This is a genomic window from Natroniella acetigena (genome assembly GCF_023227745.1).
GTDB lineage: Bacteria > Bacillota > Halanaerobiia > Halobacteroidales > Halobacteroidaceae > Natroniella > Natroniella acetigena.
This window is the reverse complement of record NZ_JALKBX010000026.1, coordinates 1-19,575: the sequence shown is the minus strand read 5'-3', so window position 1 is coordinate 19,575 and position 19,575 is coordinate 1. Positions and strand designations below refer to the sequence as shown.

13 protein-coding genes and 1 pseudogene are annotated in these 19,575 nt (G+C 34.4%); all 14 read right to left on the bottom strand.

Annotated elements, in window-relative coordinates; translation table 11 throughout:
- Positions 1-6: 6 nt before the first annotated feature.
- The gene (locus MWH25_RS07230) at positions 7-846 is read right to left on the bottom strand and encodes a lipopolysaccharide kinase InaA family protein (RefSeq protein WP_248626979.1); all 840 of its coding nucleotides are present in this window, start codon (positions 844-846) and stop codon (positions 7-9) included.
- Positions 821-2,170: a 3-deoxy-D-manno-octulosonic acid transferase gene (locus tag MWH25_RS07225; protein ID WP_248626978.1), complete on the bottom strand. Its 1,350-nt coding sequence runs from the start codon at positions 2,168-2,170 to the stop codon at positions 821-823. Before MWH25_RS07225 ends, MWH25_RS07230 begins: the two co-directional genes overlap by 26 nt.
- 484 nt (positions 2,171-2,654) lie before the next feature.
- On the bottom strand, positions 2,655-4,550 hold the full coding sequence (locus tag MWH25_RS07220) for an LPS-assembly protein LptD (RefSeq protein ID WP_248626977.1): 1,896 nt from the start codon (positions 4,548-4,550) through the stop codon (positions 2,655-2,657).
- A 388-nt stretch (positions 4,551-4,938) separates the two neighbouring features.
- The gene (locus MWH25_RS07215) at positions 4,939-5,550 is read right to left on the bottom strand and encodes a hypothetical protein (RefSeq protein WP_248626976.1); all 612 of its coding nucleotides are present in this window, start codon (positions 5,548-5,550) and stop codon (positions 4,939-4,941) included.
- Between the two features lie 91 nt (positions 5,551-5,641).
- A pseudogene (locus MWH25_RS07210) lies at positions 5,642-5,884 on the bottom strand (transposase); the annotation flags it as partial.
- Positions 5,885-5,914: 30 nt separating this feature from the next.
- A complete protein-coding gene (locus MWH25_RS07205) occupies positions 5,915-6,229 on the bottom strand; it encodes a transposase (protein WP_248626974.1) in 315 nt (104 codons plus the stop codon).
- 97 nt (positions 6,230-6,326) lie between these two features.
- On the bottom strand, positions 6,327-7,772 hold the full coding sequence (locus MWH25_RS07200; protein WP_248626973.1) for a hypothetical protein: 1,446 nt from the start codon (positions 7,770-7,772) through the stop codon (positions 6,327-6,329).
- Between the two features lie 22 nt (positions 7,773-7,794).
- Entirely contained in the window at positions 7,795-8,457 is a 663-nt protein-coding gene (locus MWH25_RS07195; protein WP_248626972.1) for a hypothetical protein, read from the bottom strand.
- Positions 8,458-8,478: 21 nt separating this feature from the next.
- Positions 8,479-11,517, bottom strand: coding sequence for a hypothetical protein (locus MWH25_RS07190; protein WP_248626971.1), 3,039 nt, complete (start codon positions 11,515-11,517; stop codon positions 8,479-8,481).
- Positions 11,518-11,760: 243 nt separating this feature from the next.
- Positions 11,761-12,336, bottom strand: coding sequence for a TetR/AcrR family transcriptional regulator (locus MWH25_RS07185; protein WP_248626970.1), 576 nt, complete (start codon positions 12,334-12,336; stop codon positions 11,761-11,763).
- A 47-nt stretch (positions 12,337-12,383) separates the two neighbouring features.
- Positions 12,384-13,736: a DUF1302 family protein gene (locus tag MWH25_RS07180; protein ID WP_248626969.1), complete on the bottom strand. Its 1,353-nt coding sequence runs from the start codon at positions 13,734-13,736 to the stop codon at positions 12,384-12,386.
- Positions 13,737-13,753: 17 nt separating this feature from the next.
- Positions 13,754-14,560 (bottom strand): outer membrane lipoprotein-sorting protein, encoded by an 807-nt coding sequence (locus tag MWH25_RS07175; RefSeq protein ID WP_248626968.1) that lies wholly within the window; start codon positions 14,558-14,560, stop codon positions 13,754-13,756.
- A gap of 119 nt (positions 14,561-14,679) precedes the next feature.
- Positions 14,680-17,424: an efflux RND transporter permease subunit gene (locus MWH25_RS07170; protein WP_248626967.1), complete on the bottom strand. Its 2,745-nt coding sequence runs from the start codon at positions 17,422-17,424 to the stop codon at positions 14,680-14,682.
- A gap of 428 nt (positions 17,425-17,852) precedes the next feature.
- The gene (locus MWH25_RS07165; RefSeq protein WP_248626966.1) at positions 17,853-19,490 is read right to left on the bottom strand and encodes an alkaline phosphatase family protein; all 1,638 of its coding nucleotides are present in this window, start codon (positions 19,488-19,490) and stop codon (positions 17,853-17,855) included.
- Between the last annotated feature and the right edge of the window lie 85 nt (positions 19,491-19,575).

The window sequence follows — 19,575 nt, the reverse complement described above, 5'->3', positions numbered from 1 at the left end:
TTTTCTTTATATTTCTATGTGATTAACTAGATCTTCTCTATTCCATTTTATTAATTTTTTTATAGTCCCTTGATTAATTCTATTTAATAAAGTTTTATAATCAGACTTGAACTCATAACCCTCAACTAATTCTGTTAAAAATAATACTCTCTCTTTTCTACTTAAAAACCTACTATTAGTTCTATCAAAATAAATACAACTTTCTGCGTTAAATCTAACTAATGCATCAATAATTAAGCTTTCAAATAAAACTGGCAAATGATACAGATGATCTATATCTACTAAGTTTAATCTTAAATTCTTATTAACCAGAAAGTTCTCTAAAGTAGGATCACGATGTAAGAAGTTATTGTTCAAAAGTTTGGCCCATAATTTTGCTATCCTCTTAATTAAAATCTTCCTATCTTTGTAGTTATAGTTATACTTCTTAAGATAACTACACAAATCAATCCCTTGACATTCTTTAGTAACAAAAATATTATCCGTGGTTAATAAGTCACGTTTAAATGTCACTGCCAAAATAGGATCAATTGCTGGAATATCACAATCTAGCAACTTATTCGCAGTCTTAAAATGTCTAATTGCTTCAACCTTTCTAAACAAATTTTTTACCCTTTTAATTGGCTTCCTATAAAAATATTTCTTTAAATAATAAGTTTCTCCCTTAAAAACAAACTTAAAAACTTCAGTTCCTTTTCTATCATTTTTAATTAATGTAAACTCTTCACCTCTATCTTCTTCTCCGTAAAACAGATAGTTAATTATCTTCTCTGCTAACTCTAAATCCAATTTCTGATTATAATACAGTTTAATCTTCGAGCTATAATCCTTCTTTGTTAATTGCATTAGCACTCCCACTTTCAAAGCTCACTTTACTATCAATTATCTTCTTTACCAACTTTGCATTCCGCTCAGCTGCTCCCTGATTATCCTCAATCATCTGGGTAGCTTGTTTACCCTTCTCTTCTAATTGCTCTTCATTCTTCAGATAATAGAGCATCTTTTCTGTCAGCTCAGCTACATCCTCTATTTGAATCCCTACTCCATAATCAAGTACCAAGCGAGTATTAGCCTTAAAGTTGAACATATACGGGCCAAAAAATACCAGCTTCCCATGGACTGCTGGCTCTAAAATATTATGTCCACCCTTCTCGATCAAGCTGCCCCCGACAAAGACCAGATCAGCTATCCCATAAACCTGGGCCAACTCCCCGATCGTATCAAGAATGATCACGCTATCTTGGTTAGGAGCTCTAGTCTCAATCTCTGTTCGCAAGACTGTCTTAATTCCTGCTTTCTGATATAAGCCCTCTACCTCACCTGCCCGTTTAATATGTCGTGGAGCTAAGATCATTACTAAGTCAGGAAACTCTTCTTTCAACTTCTGATAAAGAGGAAGTAGCTGCTCCTCTTCATTAGGATGAGTACTACCAATTACCAAAATTGGTTCTTCTTTATTTAACTTGAATTCCTGATAAAGCTCCTCTTCCTTACTAGAATCAGGCTGGGCATAATCCTGATCAAATTTCGTATTACCATTGTTATAGACCTTAGTTCTCGCAGCACCTAAACTTTGGATATACTCCAGATCCTGTTGCGACTGCATACTGAATAAATCAACATTAGCCAGCATATCTTTGAGGATTGGCCCTAGGTATTTATAACCAGCAAAGCTACTATCACTGATTCGACCATTAGCCAGCATAATCCTAGCTCCATTCTCTTTAGTCAATCTAATAAAGTTTGGCCACAGCTCAGTCTCAGTCAAGATCACTACCCCAGGCTCTATCTTCCCTAAGACTCTCTTAACTACCCAGGAAAAATCCAACGGAAAATAGATCGTCTCATCTGCCTCTTCAACTATCTGGCGTGCCATCCCTTGGCCCGTATCAGTCACCGTCGAAAATAAGATCTTGTGGTTAGGAAAACGCTCCTTAATCTCACTCACTACAGCACTTGCTGCCACCGTCTCTCCAACTGAGACTGCATGAACCCAGATCGTCTGCTGACCTTGAAACTGCTCCACCTTCTCCGCAGCTAAGAACCCAAACCGCTCTAAGATCCCTTCCCGATACTTACCTTTAACAATCATCTTATATAATAAGATCGGCAGATAAATTATGAATAATGTCAGTAATAATATATCGTAAATTATGTAAATCAACTTCATAAATTGACCATCCTTTATTTAGTAACTAGTGATTAGTAAAAGTCAAAAATTATTGATATAAAGTGGCACTTTGCCACTTTATATCAGTGTACAGTTTACAGTGGACAGTGTACAGTTAAGAACATTAAAACATTCAAATCAAAACCATTCTAAACCTTTAAGTATCAAGCTTTTTAGGGTTCTTAGGCTCTTAAACTTTTAAGGTTTTGATCTTAACTGTAAACTGTAAACCGTACACTGTCAACTCAATTATGTGTCACTTCCAGTGACACATAATTGTAATTAAGTTAAACTTTCTTATTTATTCAATCTTTAATTAATGTTAATTCGTGGTTCCTGGTTTTGATTTTGATCTTTAACTATCAATTGATTTTAACTATTCATTGCTCTTAATCTGTGTCAATCTATGTTAATCTGTGGCTAATAATTTGATCTTAAGATTTTGATTTTCAACTATTCAATATTCAGTATTAAATATTAAATGTTAGTACTTAAGCTCTAATCCAAAATTAACCTCACGATTGACCTGATCAACCCCGACTTGAGCACTAAAACAATCAAACTCCCTAATTAAAGAATACTGCAATCTATCTAATTCCCCTTCTTTCAAATCATAACCAGCATTAATCTCTACATCGGAGTAAGGATAGACCAGCTCATTAGTCTGAAAACGATAACTTCCTTCCAGATGGCTAGTGTAATCTATCTCATCATCTTCTAATGGCGTACTACCTGAATACTGCTGGTAACGATAACCTAGACTTACCTGGTGATACTCATTAATAGCATAATCAACACCGGTACGATAGCCATAGCTATTATATTCTTGCTCTTCCCGACCTTTCTCTTGATCACCTTCATAAACCCTCTTCGCTCCTTGTACCTGCCAATCAAAATCAAGGCTCTCAGTCACCTCATGCTGACCACTTAAGCGACCACTGAGATAATCCCTCCGACCCATATCTTCATCAGTCAAGCGATCAAATTCAAAGGGGCTCTCTCCTAACTCATCATAGTAGCGATAATCGATATTTAGATCGGTTGGCCCTAGTTTTTGGTTGGCCCCTAGATTAAAAGCATAATTACGATAATCATACTCATCTTCACCAATATAATGGCTATCCTCTATCCGACCAGCCCAATACAGTTCGGTCGAATCAGTAATCTCTTTACCACTATTTCTAAGCTCTAAACTAAACTGCTCTCTCCTTGCTTCCTCTCCATCTTCCTCGATCTCCCCTATTTTAGCTCCAGCAGAAAGTAAGTTACCATCCCCTAGATCACGATTATTAATCCCTAAGGAGAACTCAGGTTGGCGATTGACATCTCGATTACGATTGGCTTCTAACTGCCAATAATAATCATCCCAGCTATTGCCATAAGTAAGCGTCTCCTGCATTGCTTCATCATCTTGATCTTGTTCTAGATTTAGGTTTAGCTCATTATTCAACAGCTTAGTCTGTAAATCCCAACGACCTGACCATAATCGTTCTCGATAATCATTCTCTTCATCATCACGTTCGATATAATATCTACCTGCAAAATCACTGACTGTACTTTCCCCAATCTTATTCTCTAAATTAAGATAAGTCTCTAAGCCATAGTCCTGATGATAATAGATCCGAGGAGCAACCTTCAATTTATCATCTTGATATAAATAATCCAAATCAATTCGGTTCATCTGATTAGTAGTAGCAGTTGCTGCAACATCACCACTAAAGTCTTGATTAATAAAGTGATGATAGTCAATACCAACATAAAGACCATCTGCTTCACTATAACCAACCTGTGGTTGAGGAATAGTATGTTTATCTTCTTCTCCCTCTTTCAAACTCTGCTTATACCTCGGTAACGGCATTACCCGCCGTTCATTAATCCATAAATAAGTCCCTTCAGCAACCAGCTTCTCCTCTGGATAAACTGTAATCTTCTCTGCTGTCAATCTATAATGGGGCTTGTCCTTATTACATGAAGTCAAATAAGTTTCTTCTAAAAGCAGCTCATCTTCTTTAATATTGATTACTTCCCCAAAAAAGCTCAACTGCCCTTCTTCCATCTCACTATCAAAGACCTGTCCTTCTTCCTTACGATAGTCATACTCTAAAGCCTCTCCTGTCATCTCTCGTTCTTCAGTCTTAAGTACAATATTCCCTTTGGCCCTAATTATTTCTGCATTTAAATCAATCTGAATCTGATCTGCTCTGATTGAATCTGGTTTTAGTTCAATCACTACATCTCCTGCTGCCTCGATAATACCTTTTTGCTCATCAAAGATAATATAATCAGTAGCATCGATAGTAAAAGGAGTGTTTTCTGCTGCATAACTTGGTTGGATGGCTACGACTAGTGCTAAGATTATCAACAACAATAACTTCTTCATTCCTAATTTCCACCTCTTCCTAACTGAGCAGAATCAGTCCACTTCAACTTAATCATTTCCCGATTCGATCCCTAATTCCTCTAAGTAATCGTTGGTTTAACAGGACAATTTACAATCTATAGTTTATAGTTGGTAATCTTAAAAGTTGAACTATATTGATATAAAGTGGCACTTTGCCACTTTATATCAGTGTACAGTTTACAGTGGACAGTGTACAGTTAAGAACATTAAAACATTCAAATCAAAACCATTCTAAACCTTTAAGTATCAAGCTTTTTAGGGTTCTTAGGCTCTTAAACTTTTAAGGTTTTGATCTTAACTGTAAACTGTAAACCGTACACTGTCAACTCAATTATGTGTCACTTCCAGTGACACATAATTGTAATTATTACTCACTGACAGTTTGATTCTTTTCAGCCCCAGCAACTACATCTGTAGTCAAAGTAATATTATGATGGTGGTTCTTTAATTTATCAACTTCAATTTCTAATTTATTTAATTTTATCTTTCTAACTTTCTTCTCTTCTTCCCAGCCTTTTAAAATATGATACATCTCATCTTGCCGCTGCTTCATAGCATTAAATTCTTTTCTTAATTCTGCTTGGCCTTGCTTTACTCCATTAAGCTCTTTTCTTAATTCCGCTTGGCCCTCTTTGACTCCATTAAGCTCTTTTCTTAACTCCACTTGACCCTCTTTGACTCCATTGAGCTCTTTTCTTAACTCTGCTTGGCCCTCTTTGACTCCATTGAGCTCTTTTCTTAACTCCACTTGGCCCTCTTTGACTCCATTGAGCTCTTTTCTTAACTCTGCTTGGCCCTCTTTGACTCCATTGAGCTCTTTTCTTAACTCTACTTGGCCCTCTTTGACTCCATTGAGCTCTTTTCTTAACTCTACTTGGCCCTCTTTTAGATTATTTACTTCTCCTTTTAAACTAACCACTTCTTTTTTTACATTCTTCATTTCCGATAATATCTGTTGTAGTATTTGTTGGTTGTCCATTTGCATCAACTCCTTAAATTTAATTATACATTATTCTTCCTCTAGCCACAAGGTTTTAGGGAGACTCTTTAAGAGCAAAATACCACTACATTTAATCATTAAAAAAATCATCAGTAAATTTAATAGAACCATCTCGCTCTAAATTCCATTTTAGTGGGTTATTCTTAATATATCTTCGAATTTGATTTAATTCTTTACTATTGCGAATTATTCGATCATAAAAATTTCGTTGCCATAATTTTTTATTAAAGGGAGACCAGCTCTTTTTTCGAACCCCTTTGATATACTGGTTAGTCGTTAACGATTTGAAACATCCCATAATTTCAGATAACGTTAATTTTTTTGTAGGGCCAACCCCCTGTGGTTACCCTTGTTTATTATGGGCATATGATTCTCCTGGGCAGGCACAGGGACCTGCCCCTACATCTTCATTATCTAATAATATAATACCATGCAGATGATTTGGCATTATTACAAATTCATCAACTTTTACTCCAAAATAATTCTCTGGTATTTCAATCCAAACTTTTTTAATCATACTCTCGGCATCATTCAATCTTACCTTCCCTTCTATCACATCACCGAACAAACACCTTTTATCCTTCGTACAAATGGTAACAAAATATGCTCCCGCTCTAGAATAATCATATCCTTCCAATCGCTTAAAATTTCTAACCATGAATTCTAACCTCCTCATGGTTATTATTCCATAATTTTCTTGGACTATAACTCATAAAAAACAGCCCTCTTAAGGCTGCTTATAAAAAAGCTATAACTTAAAATCTATAATTATAAGTGAAATTCAAATCATTACTAAAATAACTCCTCGTTAGGTAATAGGTAGAATTAAATACAGTAACTAAATTTTGATTTTCACTGATAGCTCGATCTAATCGAAACCTTTGCTTTATCTCCTGACTAGAACTATCATGACTACTAACAGAAACATCATATTCTAAATCATAATCTATTTTCTCAAATAACTCCCGTTCATATTTAGCATTGAAATTCAAATCATGGCGTTCTAAATCAACATCATCCATTTTGAAATCGTAGCGACTACGTAGACTAAGAAAAGCAACTTCCAAATTACTGAGTGCTAAATATAGATTATATTCGTCATTTTTATCTTCCGAGCTACTTTTTGTAACTTCTAATCCTGTTTGATAATCAGCACTTGAACGCTCATTAGTAATCTCAAATATATAATCTTCTCTATTCCGCTCCCACTCGTTATCATCATGACGCAATGATAGACCTTGCCTCAAATCAAAGCGATATAGAGTATTACCATAATAATTTAATCTAATATCATTATTAAGTGATCTCCGCACACCTGTACTTCTATAAGAATTACCATAATCTAATAATAATCTATCAGATAATTGCTTGTACATTTTAAATGAAGTCTGTTTGCTTTCAGAGCTAGAACCACCACTTACTTTTCCAAAGTTAGAATCTCTATAAAATCCTGTTATATTGTAATTAATATCTCTAAACCGATCAGCATAACGAGCCCTAATAGCTGAGCCATAAATTTCCTCTTCAGGGTTTCCTCTCAAGCCAAGTGAATAATTCAGATCACCAGTATTTATTTTTTGAATATCAGCATAGCTTAAATAATGGCTATCACCAAAATCATTGTTTTGACGATATTGATATGAACTTTCCCGATCACCTTCTTGATATTTAACCCCAGCTCGATCGCCAACTAAGGGGTTATCATTCCCTTCACTATCTCCATACCAAACTCTAATATTACCAGACTCTAAGTATCCTCCTGACATAGACCCTCCTGGCATAAGAGAAGCACTGGGAATAGAAATATCACCATATTCAACTATTTTATCATCATAAGTTAATTTTAAATTATAATTTAAGGTTCTTAAGTCCTCTTGATCAAGATTAAAATACCAATTGGGAGTTATGCTCCAAGTATCTGGGTTGACTATTAGATAACCATCTTCTTCATGATACCTGCCATAACTGGCTTGAAACTCCTTTAAGAAGTTGGCCCTGGTCTGTAAAGAAAAATCATCCGTCTTAATTGTACAATTAAGACGGAATAAATGATTGAAATTGCTCATATTACTGCCTAGACTCCCCCGCAAACTATAGCTACTATTATTTTCTATTTCAATTGCTTCTGCGTTCAAATTAAAAGCTAACACCAAATAAACCATAGCTAAAGATATAGAAAGCTTTTTCATATTAAGCTCCATCTTAAACCACCTTTATTAATTATCATCTAAAATCATCGGGATATTCCATATCAAGATCATATTTTTCAATATAATAATCAATATCTTCATCAATGCTAACAGCACCAAGCTCCCTAAAGTTTATAGTTATTTGATTAATCCACCATCTTGAGGAATGGCGCCTTAATTCAAAGAATATAGTTCCATTATCTGTTAATAACTCAGGGGTTGAAGAGCCGTCATAAACATCCTCAATAGTTTCTTTTACCTTAAACTCAACTCTAAAGGGGATTACAGTATTTCTAATATTATCCTCCTGGAATCTGAAATCACCGAATTCAAATTCAAGTTTATAACTATCGCCATATTTCAAAATATCCTCATCTGTAAAAATATGATTTTCAAGCTCGTCCTCTAAGGTCAGATAATCTTTACTATATCTGGAGCCATTGATTGGATCGATCATTAATATTTCGCCATCTTGCTCTGGATCTAGAAGGTTAATTAAATCATCAAAATTATGTTCAAACTCACTATCATATGTATTGAGGGCAAAAAATTGGCTTGCTATTCGTACCCCATCCCCTTTAGCAACAATTATATCACCTTCATCCATGTGCAAATTAGTATTATCAAACACCAAACAACCCGAAAGAAAAATTATCACCAATACTGAAATTATTACTTTATACCATTTCGTAGTCATCTGTATCCCCCCTCCCCTGATTTAATCATTATCTTGGATCAATAATCTTCCAAATCCAAAGCCTTCCCGATAGTTTTCAGCCACAAAGCTTATGCTTCTTTCAGCAATCTCTCCCTCTTCCGTTCTAACCGCTACTCTAATTTCATTCCGACCAGTAGCAAAAGGTCTCCTTGAGAACAAGATGATTCTATGCATATCATTAAAGGTCATTATATCAAAGCCATCAGGATCAAAGCTATCATCAGTATAGTACGCCCCTTCTTCATAATAATCACTATTCTCTACTGCCCTATAAAGCTCACCTTCTCTATCCCAGACCTTGACTTCTTCTTCCCCCTCTTGCGGGCCAACAATCAAAGCATCATTGATATAAATCCGCAGCGAATCTCCAGGTTCAAAGTTACTATCAGGATCCAGGTTAATCTCCATAGCAGAAGATTCATTAGTATTCAGCGACTGACCACTTCTGATACTGAAGTCTATATCTGCTTCAACTGTATCTATCCTAAAGAGGTTAGAAATCCTACCATTTATCTCATCCATACCCTCCTCAGTATCAAATTCATCAGCTTCACTTATCCGATCAAGCTCTTCGATCCCGCCTAACTGATTACCGAACTCATCTCTAATCGATAGTTGAATATCATAGGCACCTGCTCGTCCTTCTCCAAGTGATAAACTAGGGCTGAAGTAGATAGTATGTATATTGTCATCATCGACTGTATGATCAATTATCCCAGCCCTGACTCTAACTCCAACCTCATCATCATCATCTGAACGGGAAATCCGCTGCAGGAAGTAAATATTGACATCACTGGTATCTATATTGGAACTATTTCTGACTTGCAACCTGAATATAGGGTCTGGAGTTCTGACTTGATAGAGATCATCTATATCGTCAGGTTCATCCCCGGCTGTATTCATTCTAGTGCCATCACCTGTTTCTAACTCACGGTAGTCAGCTCCCTCTCTACCAAACTGATCAAGTGGTACATATTTGATACTACCAGTTTGATACTCTGGTATAGTTGCATCAACTTCAATATTCTGATCTATCCACTCCTCCCAAGCTCTCTTTTCTTCAGCTCGTCCAGAACCTATATCTATTTTTTGATCATCCACTTCTATAATAGCTTCACCACCTAGATCACCATCTATCTCATAAATTTCTCCAGCTTCTAATTCTTCTTCAACTGATTTCATATCATCATCATCAATACCTTCAATATATTTTATCCGCTCTTCATCAGCCAAGATAAAGATTTCATAATCTCCTGCCTTAGCTTCATCTCCATCCATCCATGGAAAATTACTATTATCGTCTGCTAAAAAATCGTTTTCTATCTCATTTCTGCTATAATCCAAATCAAACTCACCAAAAATAAGCCAATCATTATCTTTATCGCCATCTTCACCTGTATATCTAATTCCATAGATTACATCTTTAACTCCAGAAACTTCAAAGTATAGATTTAGCTCATCAGCACCTACAATAGTCCCCTCGCCTATTACTTCATCATTCAACCGTGGGGTATGAATTCGCGGCTCTGATTGATCTATCTCAATTTCAAAAACTTTACGACCAGGATTTCCAGCCATATCCTCCACTTCTACAAATACAAAGTAATTACCCTCTTCTAAGTCTTCCCCCCAAGGTGTAAATACTGCTTCCTGAGGATTATTTCTTTCACTGCCTTCAATCCTATCCTCAAGATCTATCACCTGCATATATCTCGCTTCATCTCGACTAAAAATATCATCATATATATCAAATTGCTCCTCTTCAATATGCCCTACTGCATCATCTAACCTGTCTCTATCATCCGTTCCTAATTGATCCCGTCTAATATATCGTATATTAGTATTCTCATAATAATCCATTGGACTCTCACTAGCAATTCCAGAACCATCTTCATCATCTATTTCAACTCTTATTTCAGGATTACGACTTTCATATCTATCCTGTAAAAGATTAATAGTTGGGGAAGCATCATCAAATACAAAATAATATCTTGCATTAGCATATTCATCAGATGCTGTCGCATAACCATCAGCCAACATAGCTACAAAAACTACATCCATACCCTGCTCTACCATAGCTTCAAACTCACTACTTTGAGGATCAAATTCATCTTCATAATCCTCAACATCAAAATGTCCCATAAAATCATCTTCGTCAAATTCTTTAAATGCCTCTAACATATCATTAAAACTATCATAATCTTGGGTTACTCCTACATCAATAGATACTGTTTCAGTCGTTGCAGGTGTACTGAAATACCCGTTATTTTCAATTGTTGGATCATCACTAGAACTAAGTGGGTCCATATTTCTCGCTATTAATCCCGTTGCAATTCCTCCAGCTGATCTAAATTCTGTAATCATATCCCAAGTTCTTTCGCCAGGATCAGGTAAATAATAAACTTCTCCATGTTCCACAGTCATTGATATATCTTCATCATCTTCATCTGGTATAATTAAATTAGAGCTAATTACTGGATTAGAATAAAGATCAGTTACGATAAATCTAAATAATGTCTCTTCCTCAAACCTTACCTCAATTCCTTCCCTAGTAAAAATATTACCTGTTACCTCAACTCCTACATAAATAGTTAAAACATCTTCATCTTCATCCAACGAAGCATCTCTTAAATTAATATCTCCTGGAATTGCTCCTCCACTAAATGTAAATTTATCATCATTCAGCCAGTCTTCTATATTGTCTTCCTCAGCGTTAACATTTTCGTCTGTTATTTCATCTTCCTCATCAATCTTTGAGGCATCTATTTCAAACCTAATTACCATAACTTGGTCATCATCAGTCTGCCAATCATACAGTTGACCATCACGCTTGTCTAAATCAAACACTTCAACATCATCCGTTCCATCATCAAATGAGATCCCTTCTTCACTCAAAATTTCAGGTATCTCTTCAGTTACTAGCTGATATACATCATCATATCCATTTTCATTTGCTAAAGTATAAAAATTGAAAATAAAAATACTGCCTAAAATAACTGCTATTATTAACCATAGTTTATTTTTAAATAAATTACTCAAAATTACACCACCCCTCAAAATTAAAACAAAAATAGTTTTTCGTACTAAACTCCTTCAACTAATATATTCTAGAGCCAGACCCCGATTCCTTTATTCAACTAACAACTTTCAACAAAAGATATTTTTGTCTTTATCTCCAACTATTATCGTTACCTAAGATTTATGGATTTGAACTCTATTATTCAATATTCATTATTAAATATTCAATGCACAAAAAAAAGCACCTGCTTAAAACGCAGATGCTTAACTCTTCTCCAATACCCCGTCAAAAAAAAGCTCAATAATATCATTTTTTAACTCTTCTATCGGAAACTCCTGATTGAACATCATCCAATGCAAGGCATTGATATTGATCATTCCCATCAGACTGACTGCTGCTGTCTCCACATTAACTTCCTTGAATTTACCAGCTACAATCCCCTCTTCAATAGTCTCTTCCAATACCACAGTATGATTATCCCTGATCAACTGAATATGATCCTCAAACTTATCCTTATGACCCCAGATTTCTCGCATCAAAAATCTTCCAAAATCATAATGTTGATTATAAAACTCTAGCTTGGCAATTATTATCGCTTCTAACTTCTCGACTGGATCATCTAAGCCAATCAACCCTTCTTTAATCGCTTTACTAACCTTATCAATACCAAACTCAATCAAAGAAGAGATCAATCCTTCCTTATTCTCAAAATAGCGATAAATAGTCCCCTTGCCTACTCCAGCAGCCGTGGCAACCTCTTGGATTGTCGTGCTGTTGGCCCCTTTTTTAGAGAACTTCTCAATTGCTGCAGCTATTATTCTTTCTTCCTTAGGATGCATTCTATTCACTCCTTATTGATTAACTACCTTTAAAGATCAACTTTTCCTTAAAAACTATACTTTAACCTGGCAGCTAAATAATCATTATCCGAGAACTGGCCAAATGTAGTATGCTCATCACCTGAAAAGATCTTATAATTTACTATAAAGCTCGTATCGTCTTTGAGTAAAAACTCTATCTCATTATCTAACATATAATCTTGAGCCTCTATATTATAAACAAGAGACATCTCTGGTAAAACTCTTTCATTTTTAAAACTATCTGAAAGCTTAAACACCAACATATTAGTAAAATAATCACCATCTTCATTATAATCTATATGAAATGGATTATCTTTAATTTCATCATCATTTAAGATCAACTCACTTTTCAGCTGCACGTTCAAATTCAAATTACTCCAATCTAAATCTTTATCTCCACCAATTAACCAAGCTACCCTATTATTATGAATACTAGGATTATCACCGTCAGTATCTTCAGTCAAATAATAAGCTAATTCTCCCCGAGCATTAATGCCTGCAATTACAGAACTAAACTCAGCCCCAAAGACACTCACTCGGTCATAATCTAAGTTTAAATCAGCTAAAAATTCGTCATAGTCATCCTTATCATAATCATCACAGTCATCATTATTTAAACTATTTATTGCCTCTCTATTCATACTAGGATTTTTCAACCTACCTTGATAAAAGGAAAAACCATAATCATAGCCAGATTTAGAGTTTGTATATCTCAATCCTGCCTGCCCATATTTTAATCCTCTTGACGCTCCTTTTAACTCTTCTTGTAATCTTAAAGCAGCTACTTCTCCAAATTGCTCAATAAAATTCGTTCTTAGTTCTGCTAGCTGAGGACTACTCCACTCTCCTTGAGTAGCTAATTTATTAGGACTAAATTGTGGACTATAAACCAGCTCTAAATTTCCACTTCCTAGATAATAATTTAATCGCACCATCTCTTGACCAATCTTTCTATCTAAATAATCAGGGTTAATAAAATCAGTCAAATCTTGTGCATTAAAATTATCTACAACATGAAGTTTATCACCTTTACCCCAGACAATTTTCTGTCTACCTGCTGATATATCAAAATCATCATAAAAAAGCCTTATAAACCCTTCTTCAATATTAGCATTACCCTCACTATCAAAATTCAATGCAGCTTGAAAGTCAGAATTAGCTTTTTCATAACTTAAATCTAAATCTAAAGTAGGAAATGAATTAAGAGGATAATCACTAGAATCATCTAAGATAATTCTAGTATCAAACTCTAAACTACCTTCAACCTCAAGCTCTGAAGTACTAGAACCAAAATCATCACCAAATCCACCACCAAATCCTAATACTTCTAAACTACAAATCAATACTAATCCCATTGTAATCGCTAGTATCTTCTTCATTATTTACCCCCTTTAATTTATCTTCCTCGCTCTAAAAACCTTTGCGTAAATCTATTTGGATTAATATTAACATTATATTCAACAAACGGCTGTCCTTGATTTCCCCTCTTAATATATAATCTAGTAGAGTGACCAGTCTCTTTATCTTCCATTAAAGTACTGAATACTGTCCAAATCCCATCAACCTTTTCAATATTTTGTTCTACTGTCAACAACTTTTCAATTTCTCCAGTTCTTTTACTATACATCTCTACTTTTACAGGAATCTTATGTTCTTTAGTCACCCAAGAAACCCTCTTAGCATACTGGGAATCATCTAAATCCTTAGGGATAGATTCAACTACATAACATTCATATTTACCTAATCTTTCTTCTCTTAATAACTTATGATTATCCTCTTCAACATCTCTAGTTCCCATATCATCATAGGTAAAATCTGAACCCATAAACGAACTATCACCATCTGAAGATGCAATTCTTCTAACCCGACCTAACCCTGGAAGATATATCCATTGATCATCATCTCTATCTTTATTTTCAACCTGCAAAAATCGTGTTCCTCTTACAGAAGCAGGACTTCTAAATTGCATAACCATCTTTGATAAATCTTCTTCTTGATCATAAGTCATACCCCACACTTGAATTTCTCTAGGTCTAACCTCTCCATCTTCATCTATTAAATCCATCCCCATCAAAGCATGCATAGTATCTCCATCATCCCTATTTCTAACACTCTCCATTATCTCTTTTCCAGTATTAGCAAAAGCACTAGCACTTAAAATTAACATTAAAACTAAAACTAAACTTAACACTCTTTTTCTCATTTTTATTCCCCCTTTTTAAAATTAGGAGTCAAGAGTCAGAAATCAGTCTTACGCTTTCACTGATTCCTTATTCCTGATTCCCATTTACTAATAAACTTACGAAAACTCTTGACTTTAACCTACGCCTTTACCGGTTCTTGACTCCTTATTCCTGATTTCTGCCTACTAATAAACTTAGGCTTAAAAATATTTAATAAAGCTGGTAAAATTGTCATTGCTGCTAAAGAAGATGTCAGCATTGTAATAGCCACCAACAACCCTAAATCTACCAGCGGATTAAAGTTAGAGAATAATAATACTGCAAACCCAGCTGCTACAGATAAAGCATTAAAAATAATAGCTTTACCAGAACTTAATAAGGTATTACGACAAACTAACTCTAAATCATCACTCTTCTCTCTTTCTTGGCTATATTTAGCTAAAAAGTGAACAGTATAGTCAACCCCAATACCTATAGCAATTGAAGCTACCATTGATGTTCCTATTTCTAATCTGATACCTGAATAACCCATTATTCCAAAATTAATTAAAAGTGAAAAAGCTAATGGGATAATTCCATATATTCCTGCAATGACTGATTTATAATTAATTGCTACAATTAAAAAGACTACAATTAAAGAAATAATAATACTTCTCATCTGACTTGAAACAATTAATTCATTAACAGCTAAAGCCATATCAGTAGAACCAGATATTTCAATATCATACCCTTCAGGGAAATTATTATCAACATAACTTTCAATTTCTTCTACAACTTCTTTAACTACAATATTACTACCAGTTGACATTTGAAGCATCATCTTTGCTTTAGATGGTTCTAATTGATCATTAATTAAATCATCTAAACCACCAGAGTACATTAATAAGTATTGAGATATTAAATTTTTCAATTCACTTCTATTTTGCGCTGAATATTTGCTTGGGTCATATGGAATTTCATTATATGCTTCACCTTTATAGTTTAACTCTCGATTAATAGACCTTACTATTTCTTCTCCAGTTAAATTTAATTTATCAGCATTTATTATAGCTTGATTTAATAGAACTATCATATCTTTTTCGGAAATCTTATTTCTTGAAGGGCCCCTTCTATCTAAAGCTTGACTTGGCTCACTTTCTAAAGTATCATCACTCTCACCAAAGCTACTTGTTGTCTCTTCGCCAAAGCTAGATGTATCTTCTTCCCCAAAGCTACTTGTTGTCTCTTCACCAAAACTAGATGTATTTTCTTCTCCAAAGCTACTTGTTGTCTCTTCGCCGAAGCTAGATGTGTTTTCTTCTCCAAAATCATTAATACCTTCATCTATAGTTTCTACTTCTTCTTCAGGGTAATTCATCACCTTGTTCATTCGTTTAATAAAATCAGAAAATGATGTGACTTTCTTGACTTCATCATATCTAGCAGTTAAGTGATTACTTAAACCTTCCATTGATTTTAAAATTTCAGGATCAGTTAAACTTCCTCTCTCCTCCCCATTAACTAAAATATTTAAAATATTAGTTCCACTAAATTTTTGATTTATAAAGTCATCAGCTTGCCTAATTTCAGTATTTTCTTTAAACATTTCAACCATTATATTATCAATAACAATTTTTGACATCCCATACGTGGAAACTATTATAATAACTAATGATAAAACTAAAATTCTAACTTTATTTTCAGAAAAATAATGATACAGAGCAAGTATTACCTTATTTATAGTAGAGTTTTCATTTCCATTACTTTTATCAGTTTTTGACTTTACACTTTTATACCTAACAAGTAAAATAGAAGGTATTAAGGTAATAGCAACAAGTAAAGCAGTAGCAACTCCAACAGCAGTAAAGATACCAAACTCTCTAATTGGAATAATACTACTAGCAGCTAAAGAAGAAAATCCTGCTATAGTAGTCAATGCTGCTAAAGCAACAGGTCTGCCTACATCACTAATGGTCTTTAATACTATTTGGCGATGCTTTTGCTCAGTTAAATCTGCAGCTTTTTCTTTTCTTAAATCATCATAGTAATGACTAATAATATGAATTCCATAAGCACTTCCTACAGCTACTAATAAGACAGGAATTACCGTTGAAACCATAGTCAGCTTTATATTTAATAAAGCCATAATTCCTAAAGCCCAAATAGTACTAATTAATACCGTTAAAATTGGAAGTACCACACCACCTAGATTTTTAAAAGAAAGATATAGAGAAATTAAAACTACTAAAATTACAAAAGGAACTAGACTAGCTAAATCAGATTTCATATTATTACCCATCAAAACATTAACTGCTGGACTTCCTGCGATAAAAAACTCCAAATTATTATCTTCATAAGTTGCTAATTTATCTTTAAGACTAAAATAGACCTCTTCTGTTTCTTCTATTTCAAGATCTTTTCTTAACTTAACACTGATTTGCGTACTTTTTAAATCTTCAGAATAAAGATTACCATCATATATTTCCCAAGAGATAAGTCTTTCCTTAATTTTTAATATATCATCTTGACTTTGAGGTAACTCCGTAACTAAATCATCTACCTCCATCCCCTCAGCAGTCCCTTCAATATAATCTGCATTAATAATAGATGTTATCTCTTCCACATTTTTAATATTTTCTAAATCATCAGTTATAACTTTTAATATTTCAAGATTTTCTTTAGTCAAAATATTATCTTTATTAGTTTTTACAGCTACAGCTATAACTTCAGAACTCCCATATATTTCTTCGGTTTTATCATTTGCTAATTTAGATGGGTGATCATCTGGCAGAAATATTTCTACAGCATTATTGATTCTAATATTCGGTAATTGTAAAGCAAAGAATATTGTTAAAATAGTTATAATTCCAATAATCCACCATGGCCAATTTAATATTTTTCTCATAAAATTCCTCCTGATTGATAATTTTAATTCAGAACTGACTAGTCAGTTCTGCCTGTATACAATTATACCTTTCTCTATAAAAATTGTCAAGGTATAATTTTCACTTTTGATTAAGATTGCCCAAGTGAACCTCTCCACCTAAATCAGAAACAAGATTTAGATGGAGCTTCTCCTACGAGTGGAAAAACCATTTCACTCTTCGTGGAGAAACCAACTGCTTTATACAGATTAAAGTTCAATCTATATTACTAGGTTAGTTTACAAGATGTTTGGTTTTTAAGTTTCCTCCCTAATACAGTAGCTTAGATGGAGTTTTCTTGGCTGTTCTAGATAAATAAGACAGATCTCAGATCTGTCTTATTTATTCGTCCAGATTAATATTACTTTGTTGTTCCTTTATTCAACATTATTTATTCAATGCTTTTTGATCACCATTCGATTCTAGTTCCAATCGTCTCAAAATCAACCACCTGCAATGTTAAATCAGAATTAAGCTGATAACCTAATTTAAATCTAGCATCCTCCCGGCTAGAATTAACATAGCTAGTAAGCAAATTTTTATATCTCAAATCATATCTTAATTTGCCCGTAGGATCGGCTTCTGAATCAACAACATCTACTCCTCCACCAACCCACAAGCGAGATAAATAAGAACTAAAGAGATCATATTTAGCCCAAGCTTGATGCTGATCTTGCTCAGTTATTCTAGCTCCTAACCGCCATCGATAAGCTGGAGATAAGGAAATCTTTGTCCCTTGGCTTCCTTCTCCTTCAAAACTATGCCAGTAACTTAAATAATTTTTCTCACGTTCTGGCTCTGGATTATCAAAGTTAACATCTTCAATCTCTGCAAACAACTTCGGCAGCCAAATATAATCCCGTTCATAAAGATGTTCTAGATTTGGCCCTTTCAAAAATAATGGTACAGTCAAATCAGTTGCTGTCATTCCACTGTGGTTACCCTTACGGACATAACCTTCAGCAATAAACTTTTCATCATCAACAACTGTCAGTATTTCTCCTACTTTAGGATTCTTTAAAAAAGTATAAATATTGACCGGTGTTAAAGGATACTCCAGATCATAAGTCAACTCTAACCATTGATCAGTCGTTAGATACTGACCAGTATAACCCTGCTTATAATAACCGAACGGATCTTGACCTTGATAATCATACTTAATAGCACCATCTCGTTTCTTAAAACTGACCTGCCCTTGATTATGATAACCAATTATCTGCTGATCGTTGGCCCGTAAGAATGTATAATTAATTTCAGTTTCAGCTATCAATCTTTGTGCTAAGTTATCTTTGTTTTCTGTTGCAGATAAGTAGAGATTAGGATAGGAATACTTAATTAAATCATCACCGACAATCTCTTTTACATCATCTTTAGGATTGACCCCTTCTCCAAATGTCATTCCATGATCAGAGTAAATTACAATATTGACATCTTCATCTAAGCGATCAGCTAACTTGCCAAAGTATTTATCAAACTTACGTAATTTCCCATACAGTGCTTCTTGACCAAAAGTATGACCATATGTATCAGTACTGAACCAATAAAACTCCAATGTATCATAATCATCAACCAGATCAGCTAGATTGACCAGTGCTGGCCCGGCTAATTGATCAAGTAATGGTACACCATAAATTAAATTACTCCTACCTCGTCTGGACATACTACTTCCCATATCAAAAAAGACTTGGCGTTTACTTCTTGTCTTCTCTTCATCTCTTTTATAGCCACCCCAATCAACCGGACGACCTTGACTACTCGATCTAGCTTCCCTAATTCTAGGGATTACTATCTGGGTCATCCCTGGAAAATATGTAATAGCATGTTCAATCAATCCTTCATTTTTGAAAGTTCTTTCTAAATTGGGTAGATTCCCTGCTTCCATTTCAATTAAAAAATCTTCCCTAGAAATACCATCTAGATGAATTACAATAAATTTAGATGACTCTGTTTGAGCTAATGCTTGTCCATTACCAATAAGTACGACAGAAACTACTATTAAAACAATTAATTTCTTTACAGACCTAATCCTTCCCACTCCTTTAACCATGTATAGTGCTCTCAGCTAAATTTAAGCCTATCACTACAGTACTTCGCAGATAACTAAGTTTCTCTGCACTCCCGTCTTAGTGTAC